Annotated in this window: 17 protein-coding genes and 2 pseudogenes; 9 read left to right on the top strand and 10 right to left on the bottom strand. The window is 70.2% G+C overall.

Annotated elements, in window-relative coordinates; genetic code table 11:
- Window positions 1-286: 286 nt before the first annotated feature.
- Complete coding sequence (locus ACFYZZ_RS19665) at window positions 287-2,152, top strand: S8 family peptidase (protein ID WP_389177243.1); 1,866 nt, start codon at window positions 287-289, stop codon at window positions 2,150-2,152.
- Between the two features lie 69 nt (window positions 2,153-2,221).
- A complete protein-coding gene (locus ACFYZZ_RS19660) occupies window positions 2,222-4,312 on the top strand; it encodes an ATP-binding cassette domain-containing protein (protein ID WP_389178240.1) in 2,091 nt (696 codons plus the stop codon).
- Between the two features lie 114 nt (window positions 4,313-4,426).
- Here ACFYZZ_RS19660 and ACFYZZ_RS19655 read toward each other — a convergent pair whose 3' ends face one another.
- Window positions 4,427-5,131, bottom strand: coding sequence for a type 1 glutamine amidotransferase domain-containing protein (locus ACFYZZ_RS19655; RefSeq protein WP_389177240.1), 705 nt, complete (start codon window positions 5,129-5,131; stop codon window positions 4,427-4,429).
- Between the two features lie 123 nt (window positions 5,132-5,254).
- Complete coding sequence (locus tag ACFYZZ_RS19650) at window positions 5,255-6,175, bottom strand: NADP-dependent oxidoreductase (RefSeq protein ID WP_389177237.1); 921 nt, start codon at window positions 6,173-6,175, stop codon at window positions 5,255-5,257.
- 245 nt (window positions 6,176-6,420) lie between these two features.
- Here ACFYZZ_RS19650 and ACFYZZ_RS19645 point away from each other — a divergent pair.
- Window positions 6,421-7,403 (top strand): annotated as a pseudogene (locus tag ACFYZZ_RS19645) (LysR family transcriptional regulator).
- A 58-nt stretch (window positions 7,404-7,461) separates the two neighbouring features.
- Here ACFYZZ_RS19645 and ACFYZZ_RS19640 read toward each other — a convergent pair.
- A complete protein-coding gene (locus ACFYZZ_RS19640) occupies window positions 7,462-8,505 on the bottom strand; it encodes a trypsin-like serine protease (protein WP_389177234.1) in 1,044 nt (347 codons plus the stop codon).
- A 900-nt stretch (window positions 8,506-9,405) separates the two neighbouring features.
- Here ACFYZZ_RS19640 and ACFYZZ_RS19635 point away from each other — a divergent pair.
- The 3 genes from ACFYZZ_RS19635 to ACFYZZ_RS19625 are packed head-to-tail and all read left to right on the top strand — an operon-like array spanning window position 9,406 to window position 14,659.
- Window positions 9,406-11,922: a DUF4132 domain-containing protein gene (locus tag ACFYZZ_RS19635; protein WP_389177231.1), complete on the top strand. Its 2,517-nt coding sequence runs from the start codon at window positions 9,406-9,408 to the stop codon at window positions 11,920-11,922.
- Entirely contained in the window at window positions 11,922-14,267 is a 2,346-nt protein-coding gene (locus ACFYZZ_RS19630; RefSeq protein ID WP_389177228.1) for a DUF4132 domain-containing protein, read from the top strand. The genes ACFYZZ_RS19635 and ACFYZZ_RS19630 overlap by 1 nt, the downstream gene beginning before the upstream one ends.
- Window positions 14,267-14,659, top strand: a complete 393-nt coding sequence (locus ACFYZZ_RS19625) for a hypothetical protein (RefSeq protein ID WP_389177225.1) — start codon at window positions 14,267-14,269, stop codon at window positions 14,657-14,659. Before ACFYZZ_RS19630 ends, ACFYZZ_RS19625 begins: the two co-directional genes overlap by 1 nt.
- A gap of 53 nt (window positions 14,660-14,712) precedes the next feature.
- On the opposite strand, the pseudogene ACFYZZ_RS19620 reads toward ACFYZZ_RS19625, so the two are convergent.
- Window positions 14,713-15,045 (bottom strand): annotated as a pseudogene (locus ACFYZZ_RS19620) (alcohol dehydrogenase catalytic domain-containing protein); the annotation flags it as partial.
- 57 nt (window positions 15,046-15,102) lie between these two features.
- Between ACFYZZ_RS19620 and ACFYZZ_RS19615 the strand changes: the two are divergent.
- Together ACFYZZ_RS19615 and ACFYZZ_RS19610 are read left to right on the top strand one after the other, a co-directional pair.
- Window positions 15,103-15,696, top strand: coding sequence for a hypothetical protein (locus tag ACFYZZ_RS19615; RefSeq protein ID WP_389178238.1), 594 nt, complete (start codon window positions 15,103-15,105; stop codon window positions 15,694-15,696).
- Entirely contained in the window at window positions 15,696-16,001 is a 306-nt protein-coding gene (locus ACFYZZ_RS19610; RefSeq protein ID WP_389177222.1) for a hypothetical protein, read from the top strand. The genes ACFYZZ_RS19615 and ACFYZZ_RS19610 overlap by 1 nt, the downstream gene beginning before the upstream one ends.
- Window positions 16,002-16,023: 22 nt before the next feature.
- Here the strand turns inward: ACFYZZ_RS19610 and ACFYZZ_RS19605 are convergent, their stop codons facing one another.
- The 6 genes from ACFYZZ_RS19605 to ACFYZZ_RS19580 all read right to left on the bottom strand — a co-directional run bounded on the left by ACFYZZ_RS19605 (window position 16,024) and on the right by ACFYZZ_RS19580 (window position 22,423).
- Entirely contained in the window at window positions 16,024-16,893 is an 870-nt protein-coding gene (locus ACFYZZ_RS19605) for a carbohydrate ABC transporter permease (protein ID WP_389177219.1), read from the bottom strand.
- Window positions 16,890-17,855, bottom strand: a complete 966-nt coding sequence (locus ACFYZZ_RS19600; protein ID WP_389177216.1) for a carbohydrate ABC transporter permease — start codon at window positions 17,853-17,855, stop codon at window positions 16,890-16,892. Before ACFYZZ_RS19600 ends, ACFYZZ_RS19605 begins: the two co-directional genes overlap by 4 nt.
- Window positions 17,849-19,201, bottom strand: coding sequence for an ABC transporter substrate-binding protein (locus tag ACFYZZ_RS19595; protein ID WP_389177213.1), 1,353 nt, complete (start codon window positions 19,199-19,201; stop codon window positions 17,849-17,851). The genes ACFYZZ_RS19600 and ACFYZZ_RS19595 overlap by 7 nt, the downstream gene beginning before the upstream one ends.
- The gene (locus ACFYZZ_RS19590; RefSeq protein ID WP_389177210.1) at window positions 19,198-20,184 is read right to left on the bottom strand and encodes a GNAT family N-acetyltransferase; all 987 of its coding nucleotides are present in this window, start codon (window positions 20,182-20,184) and stop codon (window positions 19,198-19,200) included. Before ACFYZZ_RS19590 ends, ACFYZZ_RS19595 begins: the two co-directional genes overlap by 4 nt.
- Before the next feature lie 84 nt (window positions 20,185-20,268).
- Entirely contained in the window at window positions 20,269-21,465 is a 1,197-nt protein-coding gene (locus ACFYZZ_RS19585) for an exo-beta-N-acetylmuramidase NamZ domain-containing protein (protein ID WP_389177207.1), read from the bottom strand.
- Between the two features lie 193 nt (window positions 21,466-21,658).
- Entirely contained in the window at window positions 21,659-22,423 is a 765-nt protein-coding gene (locus ACFYZZ_RS19580; RefSeq protein ID WP_389177204.1) for an IclR family transcriptional regulator, read from the bottom strand.
- 141 nt (window positions 22,424-22,564) lie between these two features.
- Here ACFYZZ_RS19580 and ACFYZZ_RS19575 point away from each other — a divergent pair, with 141 nt between their 5' ends.
- A complete protein-coding gene (locus tag ACFYZZ_RS19575; RefSeq protein WP_389177201.1) occupies window positions 22,565-23,962 on the top strand; it encodes an MFS transporter in 1,398 nt (465 codons plus the stop codon).
- Window positions 23,963-23,982 lie beyond the last annotated feature (20 nt).

Below are 23,982 nucleotides of genomic sequence, written 5' to 3'. Positions count from 1 at the left end.
AGCCAGACGCGCTGCTGCTCGAGAGTGTGCGGTACCGGCAGGCAGACAGAAGCCGGCACCGTGGGCGTCCGCAGCATCGCAGGGCGCCTGGCGTGTGGTCGCCGCCCCGATCGATCCGAGACCGGGTGCGGGACACACACCGCCCGGTGCCGTCACGGCCTTCCCCCTGGCCGCCCGTGCGGCGGCCCTGACGCACCGGGCGGGCCGGCCCAGGGCCCGGGTCGAAACCCACCATCACACCGCCCGGCTCCGGCATGCCCGGATCCGGTCGATCCGAGAGGCGCACATGAACCGCACACACCGAAAAACCCGGCGCGGCCGGGCACTTGCCGCCACGGCGCTGGTCACCGCGCTCGTCGGCGGAGTCGTTGCCACCGCCATGGCAGGACAGGACTGGCCGACGTCCCAGGCTCCCGCCTCCCCCGCCTTGCTGAAGGCCGCCGCGCCGGCCGAGCGGGCCGCCGGTCTCATCGTCGGCTACAAGTCGAAGTCGATGGAGGCACCTTCGACCAAGGCGGTACGCGACGCGATCAAGGCCATGACCGCAGAGTCGGGCCAGAAACTGTCGTACAAGCGCCGCCTGGGCACGGGAGCGGTGCTGATGGACCTCGGCGGAGTACGGCCCGCCAAGGACGTCGCCGCGCTCATGAACCGGCTCCGGGCCGACCCGGACGTGGCCTACGTCGTTCCGGACCGCCGGATGCCGGCCATCGCGTCCCAGGAGGTCACCGACGCTCCCGTCGCCGACGCCGCGGGCGACGACACCCGCACGGGCGACGCGGACCTCGCCGCCGAGCAGTGGAACCTGTCCGAGGCCAAGGCGGGAATGGATGTTCCCGACGCGTGGAAGACGTCCACCGGCAAAGGAGTGACGGTCGCCGTCCTGGACACCGGCATCACCCAGCACTTCGACCTGGCGGCCAACACAGTCCCCGGGTACGACTTCATCAGCGACTCCCTGTCGGCGAACGACGGCGACGGCCGTGACGGTGACGCCACCGACCCGGGTGACGCCACCAAGCCGGGCGACTGCGGAAGCCAGTCCGCCAACCCGTCCAGCTGGCACGGCACCCATGTCGCGGGCATCGTGGCCGCGGCCGACAACGGCAAGGGCACCGTAGGCGTCGCGCCCGGCGTGCAGGTGCAGCCGGTGCGTGTGCTGGGCCGCTGCAACACCCCGAACTCCGACATCATCGACGCCCTCACCTGGGCCTCCGGCGGAAGCGTCGCCGGCGTACCCGACAACAAGACCCCTGCCCAGGTCGTCAACATGAGCCTGGGTCTCCAGGGCCCCTGCGACGCGGCGATGCAGAACGCAGTCGATGCAGCCGTCGCCCGTGGCACGACGATCGTCGTGGCAGCCGGCAACCGGGACACGCGTCCCGCGCCCCAGGACGCCGGCAACTTCGACTGGGCCAGCTGCCGCAACGTCATCACCGTCGCCGCCACCGACCGCGACGGAAACAGGGCCGAGTACTCCAACTTCGGCAATGTCGTGGACATCGCGGCCCCGGGCGGCGACATGAGGCAGAAGGCCGCCAACGGCATCCTCTCCACCTTCAACGCAGGCACCGACAAGCCCGGCGGCGAGAACTTCAAGTTCGAGGTGGGCACCAGTCAGGCCGCCCCGCACATCGCCGGCCTCGCCGCCCTGGTGAAGGCTGCCAACCCCACACTGACACCCGCGGAGATCGAGACGGCCATCCAGACCAACGCCCGGCCCCTGCCCGGCACCTGCGAGGGCGGTTGCGGTGCCGGGCTCGCCGACGCCGCCAAGACCGTCGAGAGCGTCACGAAGGGCGCGGCCTCGCCCACTTCGTCTCCCGATCCTGCCTCGGCTCCCGCTTCGCCCTCACCGTCGGCCGGTGACGGACAGACGGCGGACGGCACGGATCTCGGCGCGTGCTTCGACAACGCCTGCGAGGTCGAGGTGACGGGCGGAGACATGATCCAGCTCGACGGTAAGGCGGGCGTCGACGAACTCAGGATCGACAGCGTCGCCGACAACACGCTGAACTTCACGGGTTCGTCCGGCAACGGCGCTCAGCAGTCCAGCAGCAGCCAGACCGCCCCGGGCCAGTCGACCGTCAACAACCTCGTGGTCGACCTCATCAGCATCGATGGGGACCGGGCCACCGTCCGCCTTTCCTGATCCGGCTCGCTGTGGGGAGACGCCACGGTGCACTGCGGAAATCCGCCCCTCTTCCTGACCGTTGAGGGGATCACCCAGAGGCTGGATCCTGCCAGGACGTACACCGTGGGTCGTGATCCGCAGTCGGACGTGGTGTTCCGGGAAGCCATCGTTTCCTGGTGGCACGCCCGCATCTACTGGGGCGGAACGAGCTGGGTCCTGCAGGACCTCAACAGCACCAACGGCACGTACGACCTCGGCCGGCGCATCTCGCTGGCCGAGGTCGGCCACGGTGCCTTGCTCACCCTCGGTGGCGCCGCTGAAGGGCCACGGCTTCGCTTCACGGTTCGACCGGCGCGCCGGGACACTGCTGGTGGCACCTCGGTCACCCGTATCGGCCGGGCTCCCGACAACGATCTGGTCGTCCGTGAGCACGACGTCTCCTCGCACCACGCCGAATTCAGCCTTGCTCCCGCCGGCTCGTTGATCGTCCGCCGACTGACCGTCAGGGTCCGGCACGGCAAGAGCAATCGGACTCTGCTGCAGAACGTGAGCTTCGAGGTGCCCGCGAAAGCCTTGATCGCGGTGGTCGGTCCGTCTGGCTCCGGCAAGTCCACCTTGCTGCGTGCCCTGACGGGCCATCAGCCGAACGTCAAGGGTGAGGTGCTGTACGACAACCAGAACCTCCATGAACGATTCGCCGAACTGCGTCAGCACATCGGCATCGTTCCTCAGCACGACATCCTTCACCCACAACTCACGGTGCGGTCCGCGCTCCGCCACGCCGCCAGACTGCGCTTCCCCCGCGGCACGGAGGCAACCGAGCGCGACCGCCGGGTCGAGGAGGTACTGACTGAGCTCAGACTCGGCCTCCACGCCGACCAACGCATCGCCGCGCTCTCCGGCGGGCAGCGCAAGCGCGTCTCGGTCGCCCTCGAACTATTGACCAAACCCTCGCTCATGTTTCTGGACGAGCCGACCTCCGGCCTGGATCCGGGCATGGACCGCGACGTCATGCAGTTGCTGAGGGGACTCGCAGACGACGGCCGCACCGTGCTGGTGGTCACGCACTCCGTCGGGGAATTGGAGCAGTGCGACAAAGTACTGGTCCTGGGTCCTGGCGGGTCCCTGGCCTACTTCGGTCCCCCGGCCCAGGCACTCGAGTTCTTCGGGCAGGCTACGTGGGCCGACGTCTTCTCCGCCTTCGACGAGCACCGCGACCTCGACTGGTCACGCAGGTGGCACGAGTGCCGGCAACACGTAGCATCTGCGGCCGCCCCGCGGCAGACGGCGACCACGGCCCCTGAGGCCGTCCATACCCCGAAGCCACCCCGTTGGACAGCTCAGCTGTCCGTGCTTGTCCGCCGGCAGCTGGCGGTGATGGCCTCAGATCGCCGGTTCGTCGGCCTGATGGCCCTCCTGCCCGTCATCCTGGGTCTGGCCAGCACCGTCATACCCGCAGACTTCGGCCTTCGCAGAGCACCCGACGGCACGCCGAATCTCGCAGCCGGCACGATCCTCGCTTCCCTCGTCATCAGCGTCTGCTTCATGGGGGCCGCGAACTCCGTCCGTGAACTGGTCAAGGAACGGGCACTCTATGAGCGGGAACGGGCCGCAGGTCTCTCCAGATCCGCCTACCTCATGTCGAAGATCACGGTACTGGGGCTGATCTCCGGCCTTCAGGGGATCACCTTGTGCCTGCTCGGTCTCGTACCGCGTGAACTACCGACCGAAGGAATGGTCGCGAAGGACGCCCCGCTCCTTGAGATGACCTTCGTCATCACCATGCTCGGATTCACCTCGATGATGTGCGGCCTGGTCATCTCGTCACTGGCGAGGACTGCCGAAAGCACCATGCCCCTGCTGGTTCTGTTCTGTGTTTTCCAGTACCTCTTCTCAGGCGTCACCTTCCACCTCTTCAACAATCCCGGGGTCGAACAGGTGGCCTGGCTGGCGCCGTCGCGCTGGGCCATCGCAGCGGAAGGCGTGACACTCGATCTCGGGCCACTGCTCGGTCCGATGGACAAGTCAGCGCCTTCGGCCACCGACCCCCTGTGGCGTCACTCGCTCAGCCAGTGGCTGACTGACATGGGCGTGCTGTTCGGCCTGGCGATGGGCTGCTATGCGCTCACGATCCGGCTCCTGCGCCGGCATGAACCGCCTGTGGTACGAAGGCGCTGAGTGACCTCTGACAGATGTGTCTGGAGGAAGGCGAGCTCGCGGGCGAGAAGGCGGGCCGCCGCTGGAGTGCCCCGGTCCGGCTCGTGGACGGCCACGATCTTTGCCGCGGAGCCCTCATTCGCCGGCCAGTTGCTTGACGACTGCCTCGGCCACTGCCCTGGCGCTGGACGGATTCTGGCCGGTGATCAGACGCCCGTCCTCGACGACATACGAGGCGAACGGCTGGGCGGCCGTGCTGTAATCGGCACCCAGCTTCTTCAGGTCCTCCTGGACGTTGTAGGGGACCGCCTCCGCCCGGTTCGCCAGTTCCTCTTCGGGCCACGAAAACCCGGTGACCCGCTTGCCCTTGATCAGGGGTTCCCCGTTGCTCAGGGTGACGTTGAGCAGGCCGGCTGCGCCGTGGCAGACGGTCGCCACCACACGGCCGGTCTCGTAGAACCGGGCGATCAGGGCTTCCAGGTCCTCGCTCTGCGGGAAGTCGAACATGACCCCGTGGCCACCGGTGAGGTAGATGGCGTCGTAGTCGTCGATTTCCGCGTCGGAGACCTTCATGGTGTCCGTCAGGAGGTCCATGAAGGCCCGGTCCTGGTACCGCTTGCCGGTGCCCTCGGCATCCAGCATCTGCCGCGTCAGGCTCTCCGGGTCGAGCGGAATCTTGCCACCCGACGGACTCGCGATATCCATCGTGAACCCTCGCTCCTCGGCGAAGTCCCAGAAATGGGTCAGCTCCCCGAGCCAGAGTCCGGTCCGCAGGCCGACCTTCTGGTATTCGTCGGCGTTGGTGACGATGACAAGGATCTTTTTCTTGGCTGCGGGCATGACTACCTCCAACTGTGGTTCGCCCCTTCATGGGGAGTACGGTTCGTGACCGGTGAACGCCGCCCGGCAGGGTTGAGGTCGCATTGGGCTCCGCTTCCCCAGGGCCCGCCTCCGCAGGCGATGTCAGACGGTCAGAACGATCTTTCCTCGGGTGTGACCTGCCTGGCTCAGGCGCCACGCTTCGGCCGCCTCGGCCAGCGGCAGCGAGTGCTCCACGGGCACCGTGAGCTTCCCCGCGTCCGCGAGGTCGGCGAGGGTCGCGAGGCCGGCCGAGTCCGGGCGGACCCACACGTAATGGCCGCCCTTCGCCGCTACTTCGGCATCGATGATGGACGCGATCCGGTCGCGTCTCTTGAGCAGCTGCTGCGACACATCCACCGCGCCGTCGCCGACGAAGTCGAGGGCCGCGTCCACGCCGTCGGGCGCCAGTTCACGTACGCGCTCGACGAGCCCGTCCCCGTAGGCGACCGGCTCCGCGCCGAGCTCACGGAGGAAGCCGTGGTTGCGTTCGCTCGCGGTGCCGATCACCCGGGCGCCGAACGCGACTGCGATCTGGACGCCGAGCGAGCCGACACCGCCCGCCGCGGCGTGGATCAGCACGGTCTCGCCGTTGCCGAGGCCGACCCGCTTGATGCTCTGGTAGGCGGTGAGCCCCGCCAGCGGCACCCCCGCGGCCTGCTCCCAGCCGAGCACGGCGGGCTTACTGGCCAGGGTGCGGACGGGGGCGGAGACCAGTTCGGCGTACGCCCCGTTCTGTGCCCAGTCCTTGCGGATGTAGCCGAAGACTTCGTCCCCCACGGCGAACTCGCCTGCGTCGAACCCGACGCGTTCCACGACACCTGCGACGTCCCAGCCGGAAATCAGCGGGAAGCGGACCTCCATGATCGGATCCAGGTACCCGGCGGCGAGTTTCCAGTCGACCGGATTGACCCCGGCCGCCTTCACCCGGACGAGTACCTCGCCGGGCGCCACCTTGGGATCGGGCAGGTCGATGAGCCGCAGATCGTCGGACGAGCCGTACTGTTCGAGCGCGATGGCCTTCATGATTCACGGTCGCTTTCCGGGCAGTCGGCGCGTCCCGGCCAGTGGGGAAGTCTGGCGCCTGTGAGGTCGCGTAGGGGAAGTCTGGCGCCTGTGAGGTCGCGTAGCTGAGTGCTTTCTGCCTCGAATCTAAAACCGCCGACGTGCCCGCACCAATGGAAACACCGGTACCAGGTATCGATGAACCGATGCCTTATACGGGGATGGACGGCGGGTGGCTGCCATGCTGATCTCGTAGGCTCGACACCGTGAGCAATCAGGACACTCGTGGGTCCGGTCCGCTGGACCTCAACCTGCTGCGCACCTTCCTCGCAGTGCACCGCCTGGGGTCCTTCACCGCCGCCGCGCGTCGGCTGGGACTGTCGCAGTCCACCGTCACCACGCAGATCCGGACGCTGGAGAACCACCTGGGCCGTGAACTGTTCGAACGCCGAGCGCGCGGCGTCACCCCGCTGCCCCATGCGCACGAGCTCGCCACGCAGCTGTCGGTTCCCATGGACCAGCTGGCCGGCATCACCGGTGAAGGGCCGAGCGACAGCCCGGCGCCGGTGCACCTGGTGGGGCCCGCGGAATTCCTGAGCGGCGCCGGCCTCAAAGTACTGGCCCCGCTGGTAGCCCAGGGGGTCCAGCTGCGGATGGCCATCGGACTGACGGAACCGCTGCTCGAAGAACTGCGGGCCGGACGCCACGACCTCGTCGTTGCCACCCGACGGCTCAGTGGCCGGACGCTGCACGCCGAACTCCTCGCCGACGAGGAATTCGTCCTGGTCGCCGCCCCGGCATGGGCCGAACGGCTCAAGGGGCAGGAGCTGCCCACTGCCCTGGAGGGCATCCCACTCATCGCCTACGCCGAGGACCTGCCCATCGCCCGCCGCTACTGGCGCCAGTCTTCAACTTCCGCCTGTATGCCCAGGCCGCGATCACCATCCCCGACCTGCGCGGCGTCCTCACCGCCGTCGCCGCCGGCGCCGGCTGGAGCGTCCTGCCAAGCTACCTGTGTCGCACCGAACTCGCCTCCGGCGTCCTGCAACTGCTGCACCAGCCGGAGGATCCACCGATCAACACCGCCTACCTCGTGCAGCGCCCGGGCAGTCCCACCAACCCACACCTGACCCTGGTCCGCGAGTACCTGCTGGCCGCCGGCAAGACCTGGCGAGCCCGCCCAGCGGAGCCAGCGCCCACCTCGACGCACAGGAAGCCAGACCTGCACGGGCCATCCGCAGACGCATAGGGTTGGCCAACCGAACTGAAAATTAGATGTGTCCGGCCTGCCAGTTCCGACGAGCCCGCTACGAACCGGACCCCTCCGGTGTCACCAGGTGCAGGCCGTGTTCTGCCAGCACACCGGAAAGGGGTTGGTATTGGCTGACGGGGTTGACCTTGTCGGCGGTGCCACCGCTGAGCACGCCCAGAAGACTGTGTCCGTCGCTGCTGTAGAGCGGGGCGCCGCTATCGCCTCCCTCAGAGTAGAGGTCGGTCTTGATGAGGCCGTCGACGGTCGGCCCGATTTCGTAGACCCCCAGCCCGTCCTCCGTCGTGTTGACCATTCTGTCGTAGTGAACGGTTTCGTCGAGGCCGGTGACCTTCCCGCACGTGACGTGCGTGGTAGCGCCGTGCTTACAGACGTCCTGGCCGACGTAGGCATCGCCGACCTCGGCGAAGGTACCGGGGTCGGGTGCGAGGTCGTTGCGCACGAAGCTGTAGTCGGTGCCGTCCGGTCCTACCTCGTCGGTGTCACCGACGTCCCGCCCGCCGTGATCGCTGTCCGTGGTCCAGCCATGCTCGGCTGTGCAGTGCCCTGCAGTGACGATGAAATTGTCCTCCCCGTTGCTGACATTGGCACCAGCCGAGCACCAGCTCGTGGGGTCGTCCTTGACCTGGAGCTTGTCGCCAGGAGCGATGCTGGGCTGTCCGTCCGCCGTGTCCGCATCGGCGCTGGACTGGTCCCGGGCGCCGGACTGCTCTCCCGCATCGGCAGATTCACTTTCGGCTCGCACGTCGCCTGCAGTGTCGGACTGCTGGTCATCCCCGCCGGGCTGCGCCTGTTGATACGGCTGACCACCATCCACACCGGGCTGCGATCCTTGATCCTGGTCCGACTGAGTGTCATCCGCACCGGGCTGCTGCTGCACGTACGGCTGCTCATCAATGCTGGGCTGCGTGTCCTCCATACTGACGGACGTTTCATCGGCGGCCTCAGCAGCCGACGCGCCCGTGACGAACAGCGCACCAGTCAGCAGTCCCGTCGCCGTTGCGGTCGCCAGTCCCCGGTGACCTTTCGGGGATATCTTCCTATGCCTGCCCAGTGCGGAAGTCCTCTTGTGTTTGGCCATGGCGGAGACCCTTTCTGCGTGGGACGAGCTGACGTCACTGTGATCGGATGGCAGCCGAAGCCCAGTTCACCGTCGCGGCCGCGCGACGAGGCCGGCGCGTCCGACAAACGAGAAAAACCATCTGAGGCGCGCTTCACCTGACGGGATGCCAGGCACTCGTGGGGCGCCACCTTGGTGCCTCGAACGGAGGTGACAACGACGGGAAACCTCGGCACCACAGCCACGGCTGTGGTCTGTGGATGCGGCAAACCTATGGAGCACAAGCCGGAGTCGGCTATCCGTAGCCCCCAAACACGTATACGGACTCAACAGCAGCGTATGCAGTTGGGCACGAAGTCCGGGCGAGTCTTGACTGCGCCGTTGCTCGAGCACCGGGAGTACGACGACAGGGCGCGCCCGCTGTTTGAGCGGGCTGCGGGCCTGTACCGCGACGACCTGTCGAAGAGTGCGTTGTCGATGCCCACACCGACCGCGCCGAGCAACTCGGCGGTCCGGTCGAGGTTGGCCGTGTCCGGGTCGTCGACCTTCAGGGCAGTGCGGTGGCGCTCAGGAGCAGCACCACCGCGGCGATCAAGGCGACGAGAGTGTTCCAGAGGGAGGGGCGAGCCGCGTCGTGCGGAAGAAGGCGACGACGGACACGGACGTGAGGATGCGCAGCAGCATCAGCGACAGGATCGCCACACCGCCACCCAGGTCAGCGGGGCCCTGCGCCTACGGCATCGTTCATGCAGAGTGCCCCGATACCTGCCGCGCAGTCGCTTGTTGGATCCGCAGCTACGGCGACACGCCTTGTGACCTGCGCAGGCCACGAACGTTGCCTGATGCCAACTACAAATCTGGTCACACCGTTTCGTCCTCGGTGCCTGAGGCATTGTCAGTCCCCCCTGCCATCATCCCGCCATGCTCTACGACACCTTGGTGGCCGAATCCCGTAGGAACGACTCGCTCGACGACGTGAGGTGCGCCGCGCTCGACCGCGTGCGCTGGCTCGTCGATCTCCTGGAACGTCAGCGGACGGATCCCCAGTGGGACGCCTACGCGGCGTTGCGGGGAGGACCGGGGGAATTCGAGCGGATCCAGGCGATACGCGCGGCGACCCAGGCCGAGATCGAAGGGCGGCTCGCGGAGTGTTCGGAGGAGGAGGGCAGGGCGGCGGCCCTGTGCCTCATGCTGGCCTCCCGCTTCGACGACATGGGACTCTGGCGGTACGACTCCGAGATCGGAACCGTGATCTCACGGGTGCACGGCTGGACGCCGGATGAGGTCGCGGTGCTGTTGGTCCGTGTCTCCGAGTTCGACATGGGTTTCTGGTCCGCCGGTTCCCTGGGGGTGGCGCTGATTGCCGCCGAGCGGCTCGGCGCCGACGGGTGCCGTGCAATCGCGCCGTGGCTGCGGCACGCACACGGGAAGCTCATGAGCGGCGATGCTCCCGCGCACCTGCGCGGGCCGGTCGTCAAACGTCTCCGTGCGCTGCTGGCGAGCGTGGACGAGGCGCACATCCCCGAGGGGTTGATCCCGCCGTACGCCCCTTGGGCCGCCCCGCTGCGCGACCGCGTGACCACGTCGCCGACGGCGGAGCTGGCCGACTTCGTCCGGCACCTGGCGAGTCTGTCCGGGCCGCGTCCCGCGCAGAAGTGGCGGCGGACGTGCCTCGAACTCGCGGACGCGGCGTCGGCGCGGGACCTCGTGGCCGACGTGCTGCGCGCGCTGGCCGAGGACGATCCGCTGTGCACAAGGCGAAGCGGTGCGCACACCGGCTGGCTCGACGACGGCTACCACTACCACTACCTCGTCCAGCAGAACGACGGGGACCTGGCCCGCGGCGTCGTCTGGGCGGCCGTGCTGACCGGCGCCCCGGCCGCGGTGCGGCATCTCCGCGCGCTCGCTCTGCGAGCCGGCGGCCCCGGAACCGACGTGATCGAGGACCTCAAGCTCGCGGGTGCGGCGATCAACGCGCTGGCCGAGACCGGCGATCCGGCCTCGCTGGAGGCCCTGTGGCGGCTGCAGTCACGGATCAAGCACCGGGCCCTGCGCAAGCAGCTCGACACCGCGCTGGTGACGGCGGCCGGGAAGCAGGGCATCACGGCCGAGCAGCTCATCGAGCGCAGCGTGCCGGACCACGGCCTGGCACCGGACGGCTCGCTGGAACGGGAGTTGGGCGGACACCGGGTGCGGGTGGCCATCGAGGAAGCGGCAACCGTGCGGCTCACCTTCACCGGCCCCGACGGCCGGACGTCCCGTACGGCTCCGGCAGCGGTGAAGGACGAGTTCCCGGACGAGCTCCAGGAGTTGAAGGCCCTCGCCAGGGAGGTGCGGGGGACGCTTTCCGGCGAGCGGGCCCGCGTCGAGGCGTTGATGTCGGCGGGGCGTGAGTGGCCGTACGACGAGTGGTGCCGCTACTACCGCGACCATCCGGTCACCGGCACTCTTGTGCGCGGGCTGATCTGGGAGTTCCAGGACGCGCACGGCGAGTGGCGTGCGGTGGCGCCGACGGCCGAGCCGCCCGGTGCGCCGGAGCGCGTCCGGTTGTGGCATCCGATCCGGGCGTCGACGGACGACATCAGGGCGTGGCGGGAGCGGCTCGTCACGGAGCGGCTGCGGCAGCCGTTCAAACAGGCCTTCCGGGAGATATACCTGCTCACCCCGGCGGAGGAGGAGACCGGCGGCTACTCCAACCGGTTCGCCGCCCACATCGTCCACTACCGGCAGCTCTACGCGCTGTTCAAGGAGCGCGGCTGGCAGGCCAACTTCCTCGGCCGGTACGACGGCGGCTACGACGGGCTGGCCCGGGCCGAGTTCGGCGACGGCGCGTGGCGGGCCTGCTTCCACCACGAGCCCGCCGCGGACGACGACGGCGGCTACGCGCCCGAGCACGCAGCGACCGACCAGGTCCGCTTCGAGCGGCGCAGCGGCCGCCAATGGCGGGAGGTCGCGCTCGCCGAGGTGCCCCCGCTGGTGTTCAGCGAGGCGATGCGGGACGTCGACCTGTTCGTCGGCGTGACCTCGATCGCCGCCGATCCCGACTGGACCGACCGGGGCGAGGACCGCTACGCCGGGTACTGGCGCACGGCCACGTTCGGAGCGCTGACGGCGAGTGCCGAGGTCCGCCGCGAGGCGCTGGAACGGATCCTGCCGCGCCTGAAGATCGCAGACCGGTGCACGCTCGACGGCCGCTTCCTGGTCGTCCGCGGCGATCTGCGCACGTACAAGATCCATCTCGGCTCGGCCAACATCCTGATGGCACCGGACGACGCCTACCTGTGCATCGTCCCGTCACGCGGCAAGGGCGGCGGCAAGGTGTTCCTGCCGTTCGAGGACGAACGGCTCTCCCTGATCCTCAGCAAGGCGTTCCTGCTCGCCGCCGACACCAAGATCACCGACGACACGATCCTCCGCCAGATCAAGAGGGGCGCCTGATGGACCTCGCAGCCCGGCTGACACGCGCGCTGACCGACCCGGACTTCACGCTCGCAGAGCAGGACAGGAACCCGGATCTGTCACAGGTCTCCGACGAGCAGCTCGGCAGCCTGTTCGTAGCGGCCTACCAGGTGAGGGCCTCGGCCCCGCACACGATGACGACGGTCCGCTTCGCGGTCGAGGACGCGGCCAGGGAACGGCAGCCGCGCTACACGCCCGAGGCGTGCCGCCGGATGTTCGAGGTACTGGTCGAGCGATGCGAGGAGTCCGGCTGGGCTGACCTCACCCTCGGCCTGAGTGCGCTGGAGTCCTGCACAGGGCCGCTGCCCGACGTGTCCGAACCGGCCCGTCGCCTGGTCGAGTTCCGGCTGGAGAAGGACACCCTGCGCCAACCGTACGCGCTGCTCGCGGTCGCCGGGTTCGCCGGCGACGGGACCCTGCGCGCGGTCGTGGAGCGCCTCTCCGCTGATGTGGGCCCCATCGTCGCGGACGAGATCGCCGTCATGGCCGGTTGCACCCCGGCCGAACGGGCGCTGCTGTCCGACATCGACCGGGACCACAGGTTCGTCGCGCCGCTCGCGCACACGTGGCGCCGGGCGGCCGACAACCCCGCCTACGTGGCGTTCGCCCGGCGCGCGCTCGAAGCCGCGGCCGACCGCACGGATGCGATCCGGGCGGGCGAGATCCCCTACCGGGCGGACAAGGCGTTCACGGACCGGGAGATCACCTCGCTCGGACAGGCCCTGCGGGTGGCGCTGCAGCGCGACGAGCCCTGGCTGCCGCAGCTGTTCGAGCGGCTGCTGCCCGGCGTCGCCCTCGCCCCGACGGCGGCGAAGACGCTTCCCTCGCAGGCCCTGCTGTACGAAGTGGTTCGCGCCGCGCAGGACTTCCCGACGCCCGAGCTGGTGACCGCGATCCGCACCGTGCGCCGGACCGTCCTGCACGCAGGGGTGCCCAAGCAGCTCGACAAGATGCTCAAGAAGGTCGACGCGGCGCTGGCCGAACGCACCGACGTGGCACTGCGGTTGCCGAGGCTGGAGTTCGACACCGTATCCATCGGCGGCTCCGCCGCGGGCGGCGTCCTGCGCCGCACGGCCGGTGACTACCAGGCCGTCGTCACGGTCACCGAGACCGCCACGCTGACCTGGGAGAAGGACGGCCGCCCGCTGCGCAGCCTCCCGGCGCCGGTCCGCCGCGACCACGCCGGCCTGGTCAAGGAGCTGCGCGAGCTGGTGAAGCGCGTCAATGCCCAACTCGCCACCCTTGTACGCGCGTTGGAGGGCGGCTTCGCCGTCGAGGCCGTCCACCCGTACGGCTGGTGGCGCACCGAGCTGGCCGGGCACCCCCTCGCCAGTACCCTCGTACGCCGACTGATCTGGGAGATCGAGGTCGCACCCGGCGAGTGGCGGGCCGTACTGCCCGAGGCGGACGAGCGCCTTCCCGACGCACCCGACGACGCCTTCGTCCGGCTCTGGCACCCGCTCCGCTCCGAACCCCACGCCGTGCGGGCCTGGCGGGACCTGCTCTCCGAGCGGTGCATACGCCAGCCCTTCAAGCAGGCGTTCCGTGAGATCTACCTGCTCACCCCGGCCGAGGAGCAGACCCGCGTCTACTCCAACCGCTTCGCCGCCCACCTCGTCCACTACCGCAGGATGTTCGCCCTGTTCCGGGCCCGGGGATGGAAGAGCGACCTGCTCGGTCCCTGGGACGGCGGGGACGGCGACGCGGCCGAGCGCACGCTGGCGGCGGGGGAGTGGCGGGTCCGCTTCTACCACAGCTGGGCCGACTGGGCGGGCAACGACGAACTGGCGTCGACCGACCAAGTGCGGTTCCACCGCCGGGTGGAGGGAGTCTGGCGCGAGGCACCGCTCACCGACGTGCCCCCGCTGGTGTTCAGCGAGGCGATGCGCGACGTGGACCTCTTCGTCGGCGTCACCTCGATCGCCGCCGACCCCGACTGGACCGACGGCGGCCCCGTGCGCAGCTACTGGGAGCGGGCCGGGTTCGCCGAGCTGACGGCGAGCGCCGAGGCCCGCCGCGACGTCCTGGAACGGATCCTGCCGCGCCTGAAGATCGCAGACCGGTGCACGCTCGACGGCCGCTTCCTGGTCGTCCGAGGCGATCTGCGCACGTACAAGATCCATCTGGGTTCGGCCAACATCCTGATGGCACCGGACGACAGCTACCTGTGCATCGTCCCGGCCGGGCGCTCGGGGGACAGCAAGGTGTTCCTGCCGTTCGAGGACGAACGGCTCTCCCTGATCCTCAGCAAGGCGTTCCTGCTCGCCGCCGACACCAAGATCACCGACGAGACCATCCTCATGCAGATCAAGCGAGGTGCCTGATGGCCACCGTGACGTTCCGGGACGAGACCGCGACGGGCAAGCCCGTCACCGAGTGGCAGGTCGACGGGCTGCCGGAGCGGATGACCGTACGGGAGCTGATCAGGCTCCGGGTCCGTGAGGAGGTCGCCCGGCACAACGCCCGGCCGAGCGACCGCTTCAACGGCCTCGTCCGCCCCGACGACGCCGAGACGGAGCTGAACGGCTACCGGCTCCGCGAAGTCCGCCGCATCGACTGGGAGCGCCAGGCCACGATCGCCGAGCGGGCCTTCCTGGCCAACGGGTTCTTCGTGCTGGCCGGCGATCGCCAGGTCGAGGAACTCGACGACGTCGTGGATCTCACCGTCGATCCCGACCTGGTCTTCATCAAGCTCGTCGCCCTCGTCGGCGGCTGAGCCGTGCTCGTGCGTCAGGCCGGCGAGGAGGTGTCGACCACGAACCGGTAGCGGACGTCGGAGGCGAGGACCCGGTCGAACGCCTCGTTGATGTGGCCCGGACCGCCGAGGCCGACGACCGCGACCTTCCTGCCGGGGCCCACGCCCCAGTGACGCAGCGGCGAGTAGGTCGTGATGCCCGCGCACAGCAGCGGTGCGGCGGTGTCGAGCGGGAGGCCGTCGGGGATCCTCAGGACGAAGTCCTTCAGGCAGTACTGCTCCTCGCCCTTCAGGCAGTTGGCGCACTCACGGCAGGAGTCGGCCATGCAGCCGACGCCCACGCTGTCGCCGACGGTGTGCCGGGTGACCTCCGAGCCGACCTGGACGACCCTTCCGACGATCTCGTGGTCGGCGCGGCCGCCGGTCCTGTGGTCGGCGGCGTCCTGAGCCTGATCAGCTGGCGGATGATCTTCTTCGTCAACCTGCCGGTCGGGCTGCCGGCGCTGTTCCTGCTCATGCGGATCGGCCCCTCGCCGCGACAGGCGGACACCGGCTTCGACCGGGCCGGCCGGCTCAGCGCGGTGGTGACGATGGGCGGTCTGACGTACGCGGCCATCGAGGCCGGCGCGGACGGCCTCGCCGCGCCCCGGGTGCTCGACGCCTTCGGCGTGGCCGTGATCGCCGGAGCCCTGTTCCTGGTGACGCAGGCGCGCGGCCGGCACCCGATGGTGCCGCTGCCCCTGCGGCGGGCCCGGACGATGCTCGTCCCGGCGGGCGTGGGCTTCGCCCTCGACGTCCACTTCTACGGCATGGTCTTCCTGCTCAGCCTCCACCTCCAGCAGACCCGGGGCCTGTCCCCACTGGCCACCGGCATGGCGTTCCTGCCGATGACCCTCCTGACCGCCTTCGTCAGCCCCGGCGCGGCATGGTTCGCCGCCCGGTTCGGCCCACGGATGCCCATCCTCACCGGGCAGCTCACGATGGCCGCCGGCCTGCTGATCCTGAGCCTCGCCCCGGCCTCGGCGCCGACCTGGCTCGTGGTCCTGTGGTCCTGCTGATGATCCCGGTCGGCGCGGGCGGCTCCCTCGCCGTCCCGGCCGTGACCGCCCTGCTGCTGGACCGAGTCCCGGCGGACCGCGCCGGCACCGTGAGTGGCGTCCTCAACGCCTCCCGTCAGGGCGGCGGCGCCCTGGCCGTGGCCGTCTTCGGCGCCCTGATCGCCCAGCACGCCGGCTTCTTCCACGGCCTGCGCACCAGCCTGCTGATCGCGGCGGCGCTGGTCCTCGCCACCACGGTCACGAGCGTGCTGCTCAGGCCCGTCCCCGCGCCTGTGAATCGCCTCGAATCGGAGGCCGCAGCATGACACCTTCGCCGGGATTCGCTCCCTACTTGAGCCCACTCAGCATGACGCCACGGATGTAGTACTTCTGCAGCAGCAGGAAGAGGACCAGGACGGGCAGGATGCTCAGGACGAGTCCGGCCATGACGATGGGCATCGTGCGGGACGGGTCGACGTAGTCCTGAAGGAGCTGGATGCCGACAGGCAGGGTCATCACGTCCGGGTTGGCGGTCGAGACGAGCAGCGCCCAGATGTACTCGTTCCAGGCGTCGACGAAGGTCAGCAGCCCGAGCGTCACCAGAACCGGCTTGGTCTGCGGCACCACGATCCGCCACCACACGGCGAACTCGCCGGCCCCGTCGATGCGTGCGGCCTCCAGGACCTCGTCCGGGATCGAGACCATGAACTGGCGCATCAGGAAGATCCCGAAGCCGTTGACCAGGAACGGCATGGCGAGCGCCACGATACTGACCGTCAGGCCCGCGCCCCCGCGCCCGAACAGGTCGTTGCCGCCCGCGAGCGGCCAGTGCACCAGGATCAGGAAGTGCGGGATGAAGAAGAGGAACGGCGGGAACATCATCGTCGACAGCACCAGGCGGAAGATGAAGTTCCGTCCGGGGAAGCGGAGTTTGGCGAGCGCGTAGCCCGCGAGCGACGACGTGAGCAGCACCGATCCGGTGATCACGGCGGTGGCGACGACGCTGTTGCGGAAGAGCACCGGCAGATCGAGCTGGTCGACCGCCGCCCGGTAGTTGGACAGGTCGAAGGTGTCGGGCAGGAACCGGTACGGCAGTGTGCCCGCCTCACCCGGCCCCTTGAAGGACGTCATCACCATGTCGAGGAACGGCACGACCGTGAGCACGGCGCCCGTCATGACCAGCAGATACGAGAACCATGGGAAACGGCGGCGGTTCATGCGTCCTCCCCCTTGCGCCGGAAGATCCACAACTGCGCCAGGGTGACCACGAGGACCACCACGAACAGCACGAAGGCTGCGGCGCTCGCGGTGCCCCAGTCGCCGTACGAGAAGGCCTGCCGGTACATTTCCAGCGCGGCCACGTTGGTCGCGTCACCCGGCCCGCCCTTGGTCATCACGATGATCAGCGCGAACGACTGCAGGCCGGTGAGGAACTGGGTGATGCAGACGAACAGCAGGGACGGACGCAGCAGCGGCAGCGTGATCTTCCGGAAGACGGTGACGGGCCCGGCGCCGTCGAGCGCGGCGGCCTCGTAGTACGACTCGGGAATGGACTTCAGACCGGCGGTCAGGATGAGGATCGCCGAGCCGACCGAGGCCCAGGCCTGGACGACCACGACGGAGGGCAGCGCGGTGTCCGGATCCTGGAGGAACGCCACCGAGTCGAGCCCGAGGGCGTTGAGGACGCCGTTGACGAGCCCGCCCGGCTCGTACATGTACTTCCACACGTTGCCGACGGCGACGACCGTCGTGACGATCGGCAGGAAGTACAGCGTGCGCCACAGCCCCTGGAACCGCAGGTTGTCGATACAGGTGGCGACGACCACGGAGCCGGCGAGCGCCAGGGCCACCGTGCCCAGGGCGAACAGCAGCGTGTTGGTGAGGATCGGCGTCAGGAACGTCGATCCGTCCGCGAAGAGGCGGGTGAAGTTGTCCAGTCCGACCGGATCGATGTCGCCGAGGTCGAACCCGGCCCAGCGGGACGTCGACAGCAGCAGCGCGAAGCCGAGCGGCAGGATCAGGAAGACCGCGAAGAACAGCAGCGTCGGCGCCAGGAAGAGATAGGCGACGACGGCCTGGCGGCGCCGGCGCCGGGTGGGGCTGCGGCCGTCGACCGCGGGCCCGGCGGAGCGCGGTCCGGGCACTCGCTCGGTCGTCTCCGGCGCCAGGGCGTTCACCATGAGCGGGACACCTCCTGATCGACCTGACGGCGGGTGGTGCGCAGCGCCTCGTCGACCGACTGCTGACCGGTCCACAACGCCTCGATGTTCTTGCGCAGCAGCGACTTGGCCTGCTGCGCGCCCGGCACGTTCGGCTCCGGCACCGCGTACGCCAGCGCGTCCAGGAACGGGCGCAGGTTCGGATCGCCGGCCCCGCCGAGCAGCGTCCGCATGTCGTCGGCACGGCCGGTCAGGGAACCGACCGACACCTGCAGCGCGCTCATCCGGGTCGCTGTCGCGCCCTTCCCGGCGCTCTTCACGCCCACCTTCTCGCTGTTGAGCCAGCGCAGGAACTCCCAGGCCTCGCGGGGGTGTTCACTGGCCGCGTTGACGCCCAGCATGAAGCCGGTGGAGAGCGTGGCGCGCTTGTCGCCCGCCTCGGGGACGGGCACGGGCGCGACGCCCACGTCGCGATAGTCCTTGCCCATCAGACCCTTCAGGTCCGCGGTCCACCATCCGGCGCTGACCACCATGGCCACCTGCCCGGACGCGAACGCCTTGTACACGTTGACGCCGGGCGCGCTCGCACCTTTGACGACGAGACGGTGCTCCAGATCGAACACGGCCCGGCCGGCCGGCGAGTCGATGGCGGTGCTCCTGCCGTCCGCGGAGACGAACCTTCCACCGGCCGCGTTGAGCAGGGCGAGCGTCTGGCCGACGGTGGTGGAGTCGTCGTAGGTGGACAGCCCGAACCCCTGGACCAGCGTGTTGCCGTACCGGTCCTGTTTGGCGGTGCGGTGGGCCGTCTCCTCCAGCTCCCGCCAGGTGCGCGGAGGTCCGGCGACACCCGCCTCGCGCAGCAGCCGCTTGTTGTAGTAAAGGGCGTACGTCTGCACCTCGGTGGGGTAGCCGTACACCGCGCCGCCCACCGACGCGGCGCCGACCGCGGCCCTGCCGTAGCCGCGCCTGATCTCCTCGGCGTGCTCGGAGGGAGCGGGCCGCAGGACGCCGGCCCGGACGAGCTGGCCGTTCCACAGGCAGTACGGGTGGAGGATGTCGGCGCCCTGGCCCGCGGCCTGCCGGACCATGAACGTGGTCAGCAGATCCGTGAACTCGACGGCCTTCGTCCGCACCTTGACCCGGTCGTGCGTGGCGTTCCACTCGTCGACCGGGCCCTGCAGGGCCTCCTTCAGCTCCCCGCTCGCGTAGTGGGAGAGCAGGGTGAGCACGATCGGATCCCCGGGCCGGCCGGTGCCCCGGTACGGCGCGGCGCATCCGGCGGCGAGCAGCGCCGAGGGGAGCCCCAGCGCGAAGTGACGGCGGCTCAGGCCGCCTGGGGCCCTGGTGCGGCGTGCCGGCGTCGTCATCGGGCGGCCTCCCGGCGCAGCACACGGAACACCCGGGTCGTGGTGAAACCGGCCGCGCGGTACAAGTGGCCCGCCGGGGACCGTTCGCCGGTCCACAGGAACCACGCAGAGTGCGCACCCCGCTCCCGCATCCGCTCCAGGACCAGGTGGAGCAGGACCTTGCCGAGCCCGGTGCCGCGCATCTCCTCCAGCACACCGAACGGGCCGAACCGCTCGTCCACCGACTCGTACGCGCCGTGCATCGCCCAGCCGGCCAGGCGGCCCGCAGGGTCCCGGGCGACGACGATCCGGTCGAGCGGCGTGCCTGCGGCCAGACACTCCCGGATCGCGCGCGCCCAGTCGGGGTTGAAGTGGTTCCCGGCGAGCGCGACCAGTTCCACCAGGTCGTCGTCGGACGGGGTGGCGAACCGGTGGCCCCGCGCCGTCAGTTCGTCCGCGCGGCGGGCGACATCCCCCGGGAAGCGATAGCCGACCAGGCTGCGGTCCATCGCCGCCGCCTCGTACAGCGCGCGAAAGCCCAGGGATTCGAGGAGCCCCGCCGCTTCCGGGTACGCCTCGGCGTCCAGGCCCGGGAGGATGTAGTTCGGGGTGTACGAGGAGAAGTCCACCCGGGTACGGCCGTGGCCGTGCAGCCAGTCGAGGGCGTCGGTCAGCAGCCGTCGGCCGAGGCCGCGCCCGCGGGCGGCCGGGTCGACGAAGAAGAACGGGATCCAGCCCTGCTCCGGCTCCAGGTCGGTGCCGCTCATCGGCGTCAGACGGCGCACCGCGTAGGCCGCGCCGACGACACGGTCGCCGTCGACGGCGACCCTGAGCCCCTCCGGATCGAAGTTGGCGTCGAGCAGCACCAGGGAGCGGAAGCGGTCCGGGGTGATCGGGTCGGCCGGCGCACTCCGGCGCCACGCCTCCACCAGGTGCGGGCCGTCGCCCGCGCGAAAGCCACGCATCCCGGCCCGGGATCTGGTCGTCGTCGTGCGATCGGTCATCGACGGGGTTGTCCTTCCGGGACGGAGCTGTCCTTCCGGGCAGAGCAGCGAGCAGTGGCGCTGGGGCGGGAGGCCTCAGAGGCCTCACGGGTAGAGCAGCACGTCGTCGCCGGCCCACCGGCCGGGCGGCGCCGGCGGATCGCACAGCGGCAGCGGGTCGTCGCCCGCGTCGACGGCGTGCCGCAACCGGTCGGACCCCCACAGCAGGTCGACGAAGTGACGATGGCCGGTCCCCTCCGCGCCGCCGTCCGCGGTGTGCCAGGCGAAGTCGTCCGGGTACAGCCGCCGCAGCGTGGCGAGCATCGCGACGGCGGTGCGTACGGGAGCGAACACCTCGCGGTCGGTGATGTGGAGCTGGACCCCGCGCAGCGGCCGTCCGGCGTGTTTGTGGAAGGTCGGTACGTACCGCAGATCACGGAAGTGCACTCCGGGCAGGGCGAGTTCGGCGAGCGAGGGCGCGAACCGCGCATCGATGTACGGGGCCCCGACGATCTCGAACGGCTGCGTGGTACCACGGCCCTCCGAGAGATTCGTGCCCTCGAACAGGCAGGTGCCGGGGTAGACGGTGGCGGTGGCGGGCGTCGGCATGTTCGGCGAGGGCGCGACCCACGGCAGGCCGGTGGCCTCCGCGTCCATGGCGCGCTGCCAGCCGACTGTCTCGATCACCGTCAAGTCGGCCGCGCTGCCCGCCTCTTGGGGCACGGCCGACGCGTTGAGATGCCGGGCGAGTTCGCCGCAGGTGAGGCCGTGCCGGACGGGGATCGGGGCGCGACCGACGAAGCTGGCCCACACCGGGTCGAGCAGCGGGCCCTCGCTGACGAGCCCACCGAGGGGATTCGGCCGGTCGGCGACCACGAACCGTACGCCCGTACGTGCCGCCGAGACCATCAGGTCGAACATGGTCCACACGTAGGTGTAGAACCGGGCCCCGATGTCCTGCAGGTCGTACACCAGGGCGTCGACGCCACTGTCGATCAGGAGTTTGTCCAGACGCTCGCCGCCGCAGCGGTAGGTGTCGTGGACCGGCAGGCCGGTGGCGGGGTCCGCCTCGGCGTCCTCGCTCTCGCCCGCCTGGCCGCTCCCGTGCAGCCCGTGCTCGGGACCGAACAGGGCGACCAGCCGCGCGCCGGCCTCGAGCAGCGCGGGCGCGGCCGGGCGCAGGTCGGGGAGGACACCGGTGTGGTTGGTCACCAGCCCGAGCCGGCCGGGCCCGGCGAGTCCGGGCGACGCATGCAGCCGTGCGATCCCGGTCGTCACCGGGACGCGGTCGTCCGTGCCCATCCTTTGCCCCCGTCTGCCGGTGACATCTCCAAGCGATGGTCGGAAATGTACGTGCATGCCCGGGAATTTTGCGGGATTTGGCCACAGTTCGCTCCGACGGCGGCCGCGGCATCCCTCGGCGCGGCCGGAGCGGTGCGGCGGCGCGAGGAGGGCCCGCACGCGGAGCGCCGGTCGGCGATCTTGGTTGCCCCCGTCACGCTGTGCCCGGCGCCTCCGCCGCGTCGAACAGCAGCGACAGCCGGGCGCACCGGTCCACCATCACCTCGGCGAAGGCCGTGGCCCGCTTCGCCGTCCAGCGGTCGGCCGGGCCGGACACCGCCACCGAGGCCGCGACCCGTCCGTCCGTCGTCCGCACGGGTACGGCGACGCCTCTGAGGCCGGGGTGGTTGGCCCCCGTGGACAGCGCGAAACCGTCGGCGCGAACGGACGCGAGCGAGGCCTCCACCTCCGCGGGGCGGATCGCGTCGCCCGCGCGTGCCAGGATCGCCGCCACCTCCTGCGCGGGCAGGTGCGCCAGGATCGCGTGCCCGCTGCACCCCCGGTGCAGGGGAGTGGCCGAGCCGAGCCGGGCCGCCCGCCGCAGCTCGTAGTCGCTCTCCGCGCCCAGCACCAGCACCGCCTCGTCCCCGGCCCGCAGATGGAGCGTCGCCGTCTCCCCGGACATGTCGGCGAGCGCCCGCAGCACGGGACGGGCACCCGCGAACACGTCCGCGCGTGGCATGACCTCGGCGGCGAGCCCCATCAGCCGCGTGCCGACGCGGTAGCCGCCGGAGTCGGCCCGGCTGACGTACGCCTCCTCCTGGAGCACCCGCAGCAGCCGGTACGCGGTGGACTTGCTCAGCCCCACCGTGTCCGCCAGCTCCTGCAGGCCCGCGGGGGATCCCGACGCGACCACGGCCTCCACGAGCCGCAGTGCGCGGCGTGCGGTGTCGCCGCCTTCGGTACGGCTCGCGGTCATGCGCACACTCCTTTGAAGGGTCCCAGTATCTGAAGTACTGAAATCAGTATCCAGAACGCATCGAAGCGATGCCACCGCCTTGACACGTCAAGGAGCGCCTGCCATCCTCTGCCACCCCTTGTGAGACCAAGGTTGCAGATAATGAAACCAGACGGAGTGATTCCGGACCTGGCGACCGACCCGGCATCGGTCGCGGCCCGACTCGACGGCCTTCCCGTCGGCCGCTGGCACCGCGGGGTGCTTGCTGCCGTAGGCCTCGGCACCTTCTTCAACTTCTTCGAGGTCGCCCTCGGCAGTCTGCTCGTGCCCCTGCTTCCGGCCGGCTGGACGGCGACCACCGCAGAGCGGTCGCTGCTGATCGGGGCCACCTTCGCGGGCGAGTTCCTCGGCGCGCTGCTGCTGTCGGGGCTCGCCGACCGCCACGGTCGGCGCCGTATGTTCCAGCTCAATCTGCTCGCCTATGCCGTGGTCTCCGTCGGCGCCGCCTTTGCCCCGGACGCCGCCACGCTGATCGCGCTCCGGTTCCTGCTGGGCGTCGGGCTCGGCGCGGAACTCATCCTGGTCGACACCTATCTGACGGAACTGATGCCGTCCGCACACCGGGGCCGGATGCTCGCGGCCGCGTACGGCCTCGGCATGACCGCCGTCCCGGTCGCCGGGCTTCTCGCCGCCGCGCTGCCGCACACCCTCGCGGGCTTCGCGAGCTGGCGCCGGCTCATGGTCCTGGCCGGACTCGGCGCCCTCCCGGTCCTGCTGCTGCGCAGGTCCCTGCCCGAGTCGCCGCGCTGGCTGGCCGCGCACCACCCCGAGCGGGTCGCCGAGGCGATGGCCGGGATCGAGGCTCTGGCGGGGCGCCCGAGCACCGCCGTACCCGCCTCCGTGACGCGGAGCCGTGCCCACCCCGCCGGCCACCCCCGGAGCCGGACACCCCCCGGCGAAGCCCCGCGCTCCCGGCTGTGGGACCCCGCGCTGCGCCGCCGCACGCTCCTGCTCTGCGTCATGGAGACCCTCGGCCCGATCGGCTTCTACGGCTTCGCCACCATCGCCCCGCTCGTCCTCGTCGACAAGGGCTACTCGGTCGTCGAGTCGCTGACGTACTCCGCCCTGACCGCGCTCGGATATCCACTCGGCTGCCTGCTGCTGACGCGCCTCGCCGACCGGTTCCAGCGCAGAACGCTCGTGATCGTCTCGTCCCTGCTCGTCGCCTTGGCCGGCACGGTGTTCGGCACGGGCACCGACGTCCTGGTCATCGTGCCCGCCGGACTGGCGACCACACTCGTCGGCGTCGTCAACGCGACCGTCTCCCGCGCGTACGGGGCGGAGCTGTTCCCCACCGAGGTGCGCAACACCGCGCTCGGCCGCACATACGCCCTCTCCCGCCTCGTCGCCGCCCTGCTCCCGTTCTGCACGGTGACCGTCCTCGACGCGCTCGGCGCCGGCCCGCTCTATCTGGGCTGTGCCGTCCTCATCGCGCTGATGAGCGTCGCCGTGGCCGTCCTCGGCCCGCGCACCAACTCCGTACGCCTGGAGGCGGTGTGACCACACGCCACGCCTCCCAC

The sequence above is a fragment of the Streptomyces sp. NPDC001816 genome (genome assembly GCF_042892235.1).
Lineage (GTDB): Bacteria > Actinomycetota > Actinomycetes > Streptomycetales > Streptomycetaceae > Streptomyces.
The sequence above is the reverse complement of the archived record's forward strand: the minus strand, read 5'-3'. Positions and strand labels throughout refer to the sequence as shown.

What these genes read in the sequence shown, in the direction of transcription:
- ACFYZZ_RS19665 (WP_389177243.1), top strand. Translation starts at nt 287, where the DNA reads ATGAACCGCACACACCGAAAAACCCGGCGCGGCCGGGCACTTGCCGCC.
- ACFYZZ_RS19655 (WP_389177240.1), bottom strand. Translation starts at nt 5,131, where the DNA reads ATGCCCGCAGCCAAGAAAAAGATCCTTGTCATCGTCACCAACGCCGAC.
- ACFYZZ_RS19650 (WP_389177237.1), bottom strand. Translation starts at nt 6,175, where the DNA reads ATGAAGGCCATCGCGCTCGAACAGTACGGCTCGTCCGACGATCTGCGG.
- ACFYZZ_RS19640 (WP_389177234.1), bottom strand. Translation starts at nt 8,505, where the DNA reads ATGGCCAAACACAAGAGGACTTCCGCACTGGGCAGGCATAGGAAGATA.
- ACFYZZ_RS19635 (WP_389177231.1), top strand. Translation starts at nt 9,406, where the DNA reads ATGCTCTACGACACCTTGGTGGCCGAATCCCGTAGGAACGACTCGCTC.
- ACFYZZ_RS19630 (WP_389177228.1), top strand. Translation starts at nt 11,922, where the DNA reads ATGGACCTCGCAGCCCGGCTGACACGCGCGCTGACCGACCCGGACTTC.
- ACFYZZ_RS19625 (WP_389177225.1), top strand. Translation starts at nt 14,267, where the DNA reads ATGGCCACCGTGACGTTCCGGGACGAGACCGCGACGGGCAAGCCCGTC.
- ACFYZZ_RS19615 (WP_389178238.1), top strand. Translation starts at nt 15,103, where the DNA reads ATGATCTTCTTCGTCAACCTGCCGGTCGGGCTGCCGGCGCTGTTCCTG.
- ACFYZZ_RS19610 (WP_389177222.1), top strand. Translation starts at nt 15,696, where the DNA reads ATGATCCCGGTCGGCGCGGGCGGCTCCCTCGCCGTCCCGGCCGTGACC.
- ACFYZZ_RS19605 (WP_389177219.1), bottom strand. Translation starts at nt 16,893, where the DNA reads ATGAACCGCCGCCGTTTCCCATGGTTCTCGTATCTGCTGGTCATGACG.
- ACFYZZ_RS19600 (WP_389177216.1), bottom strand. Translation starts at nt 17,855, where the DNA reads ATGGTGAACGCCCTGGCGCCGGAGACGACCGAGCGAGTGCCCGGACCG.
- ACFYZZ_RS19595 (WP_389177213.1), bottom strand. Translation starts at nt 19,201, where the DNA reads ATGACGACGCCGGCACGCCGCACCAGGGCCCCAGGCGGCCTGAGCCGC.
- ACFYZZ_RS19590 (WP_389177210.1), bottom strand. Translation starts at nt 20,184, where the DNA reads ATGACCGATCGCACGACGACGACCAGATCCCGGGCCGGGATGCGTGGC.
- ACFYZZ_RS19585 (WP_389177207.1), bottom strand. Translation starts at nt 21,465, where the DNA reads ATGGGCACGGACGACCGCGTCCCGGTGACGACCGGGATCGCACGGCTG.
- ACFYZZ_RS19580 (WP_389177204.1), bottom strand. Translation starts at nt 22,423, where the DNA reads ATGACCGCGAGCCGTACCGAAGGCGGCGACACCGCACGCCGCGCACTG.
- ACFYZZ_RS19575 (WP_389177201.1), top strand. Translation starts at nt 22,565, where the DNA reads ATGAAACCAGACGGAGTGATTCCGGACCTGGCGACCGACCCGGCATCG.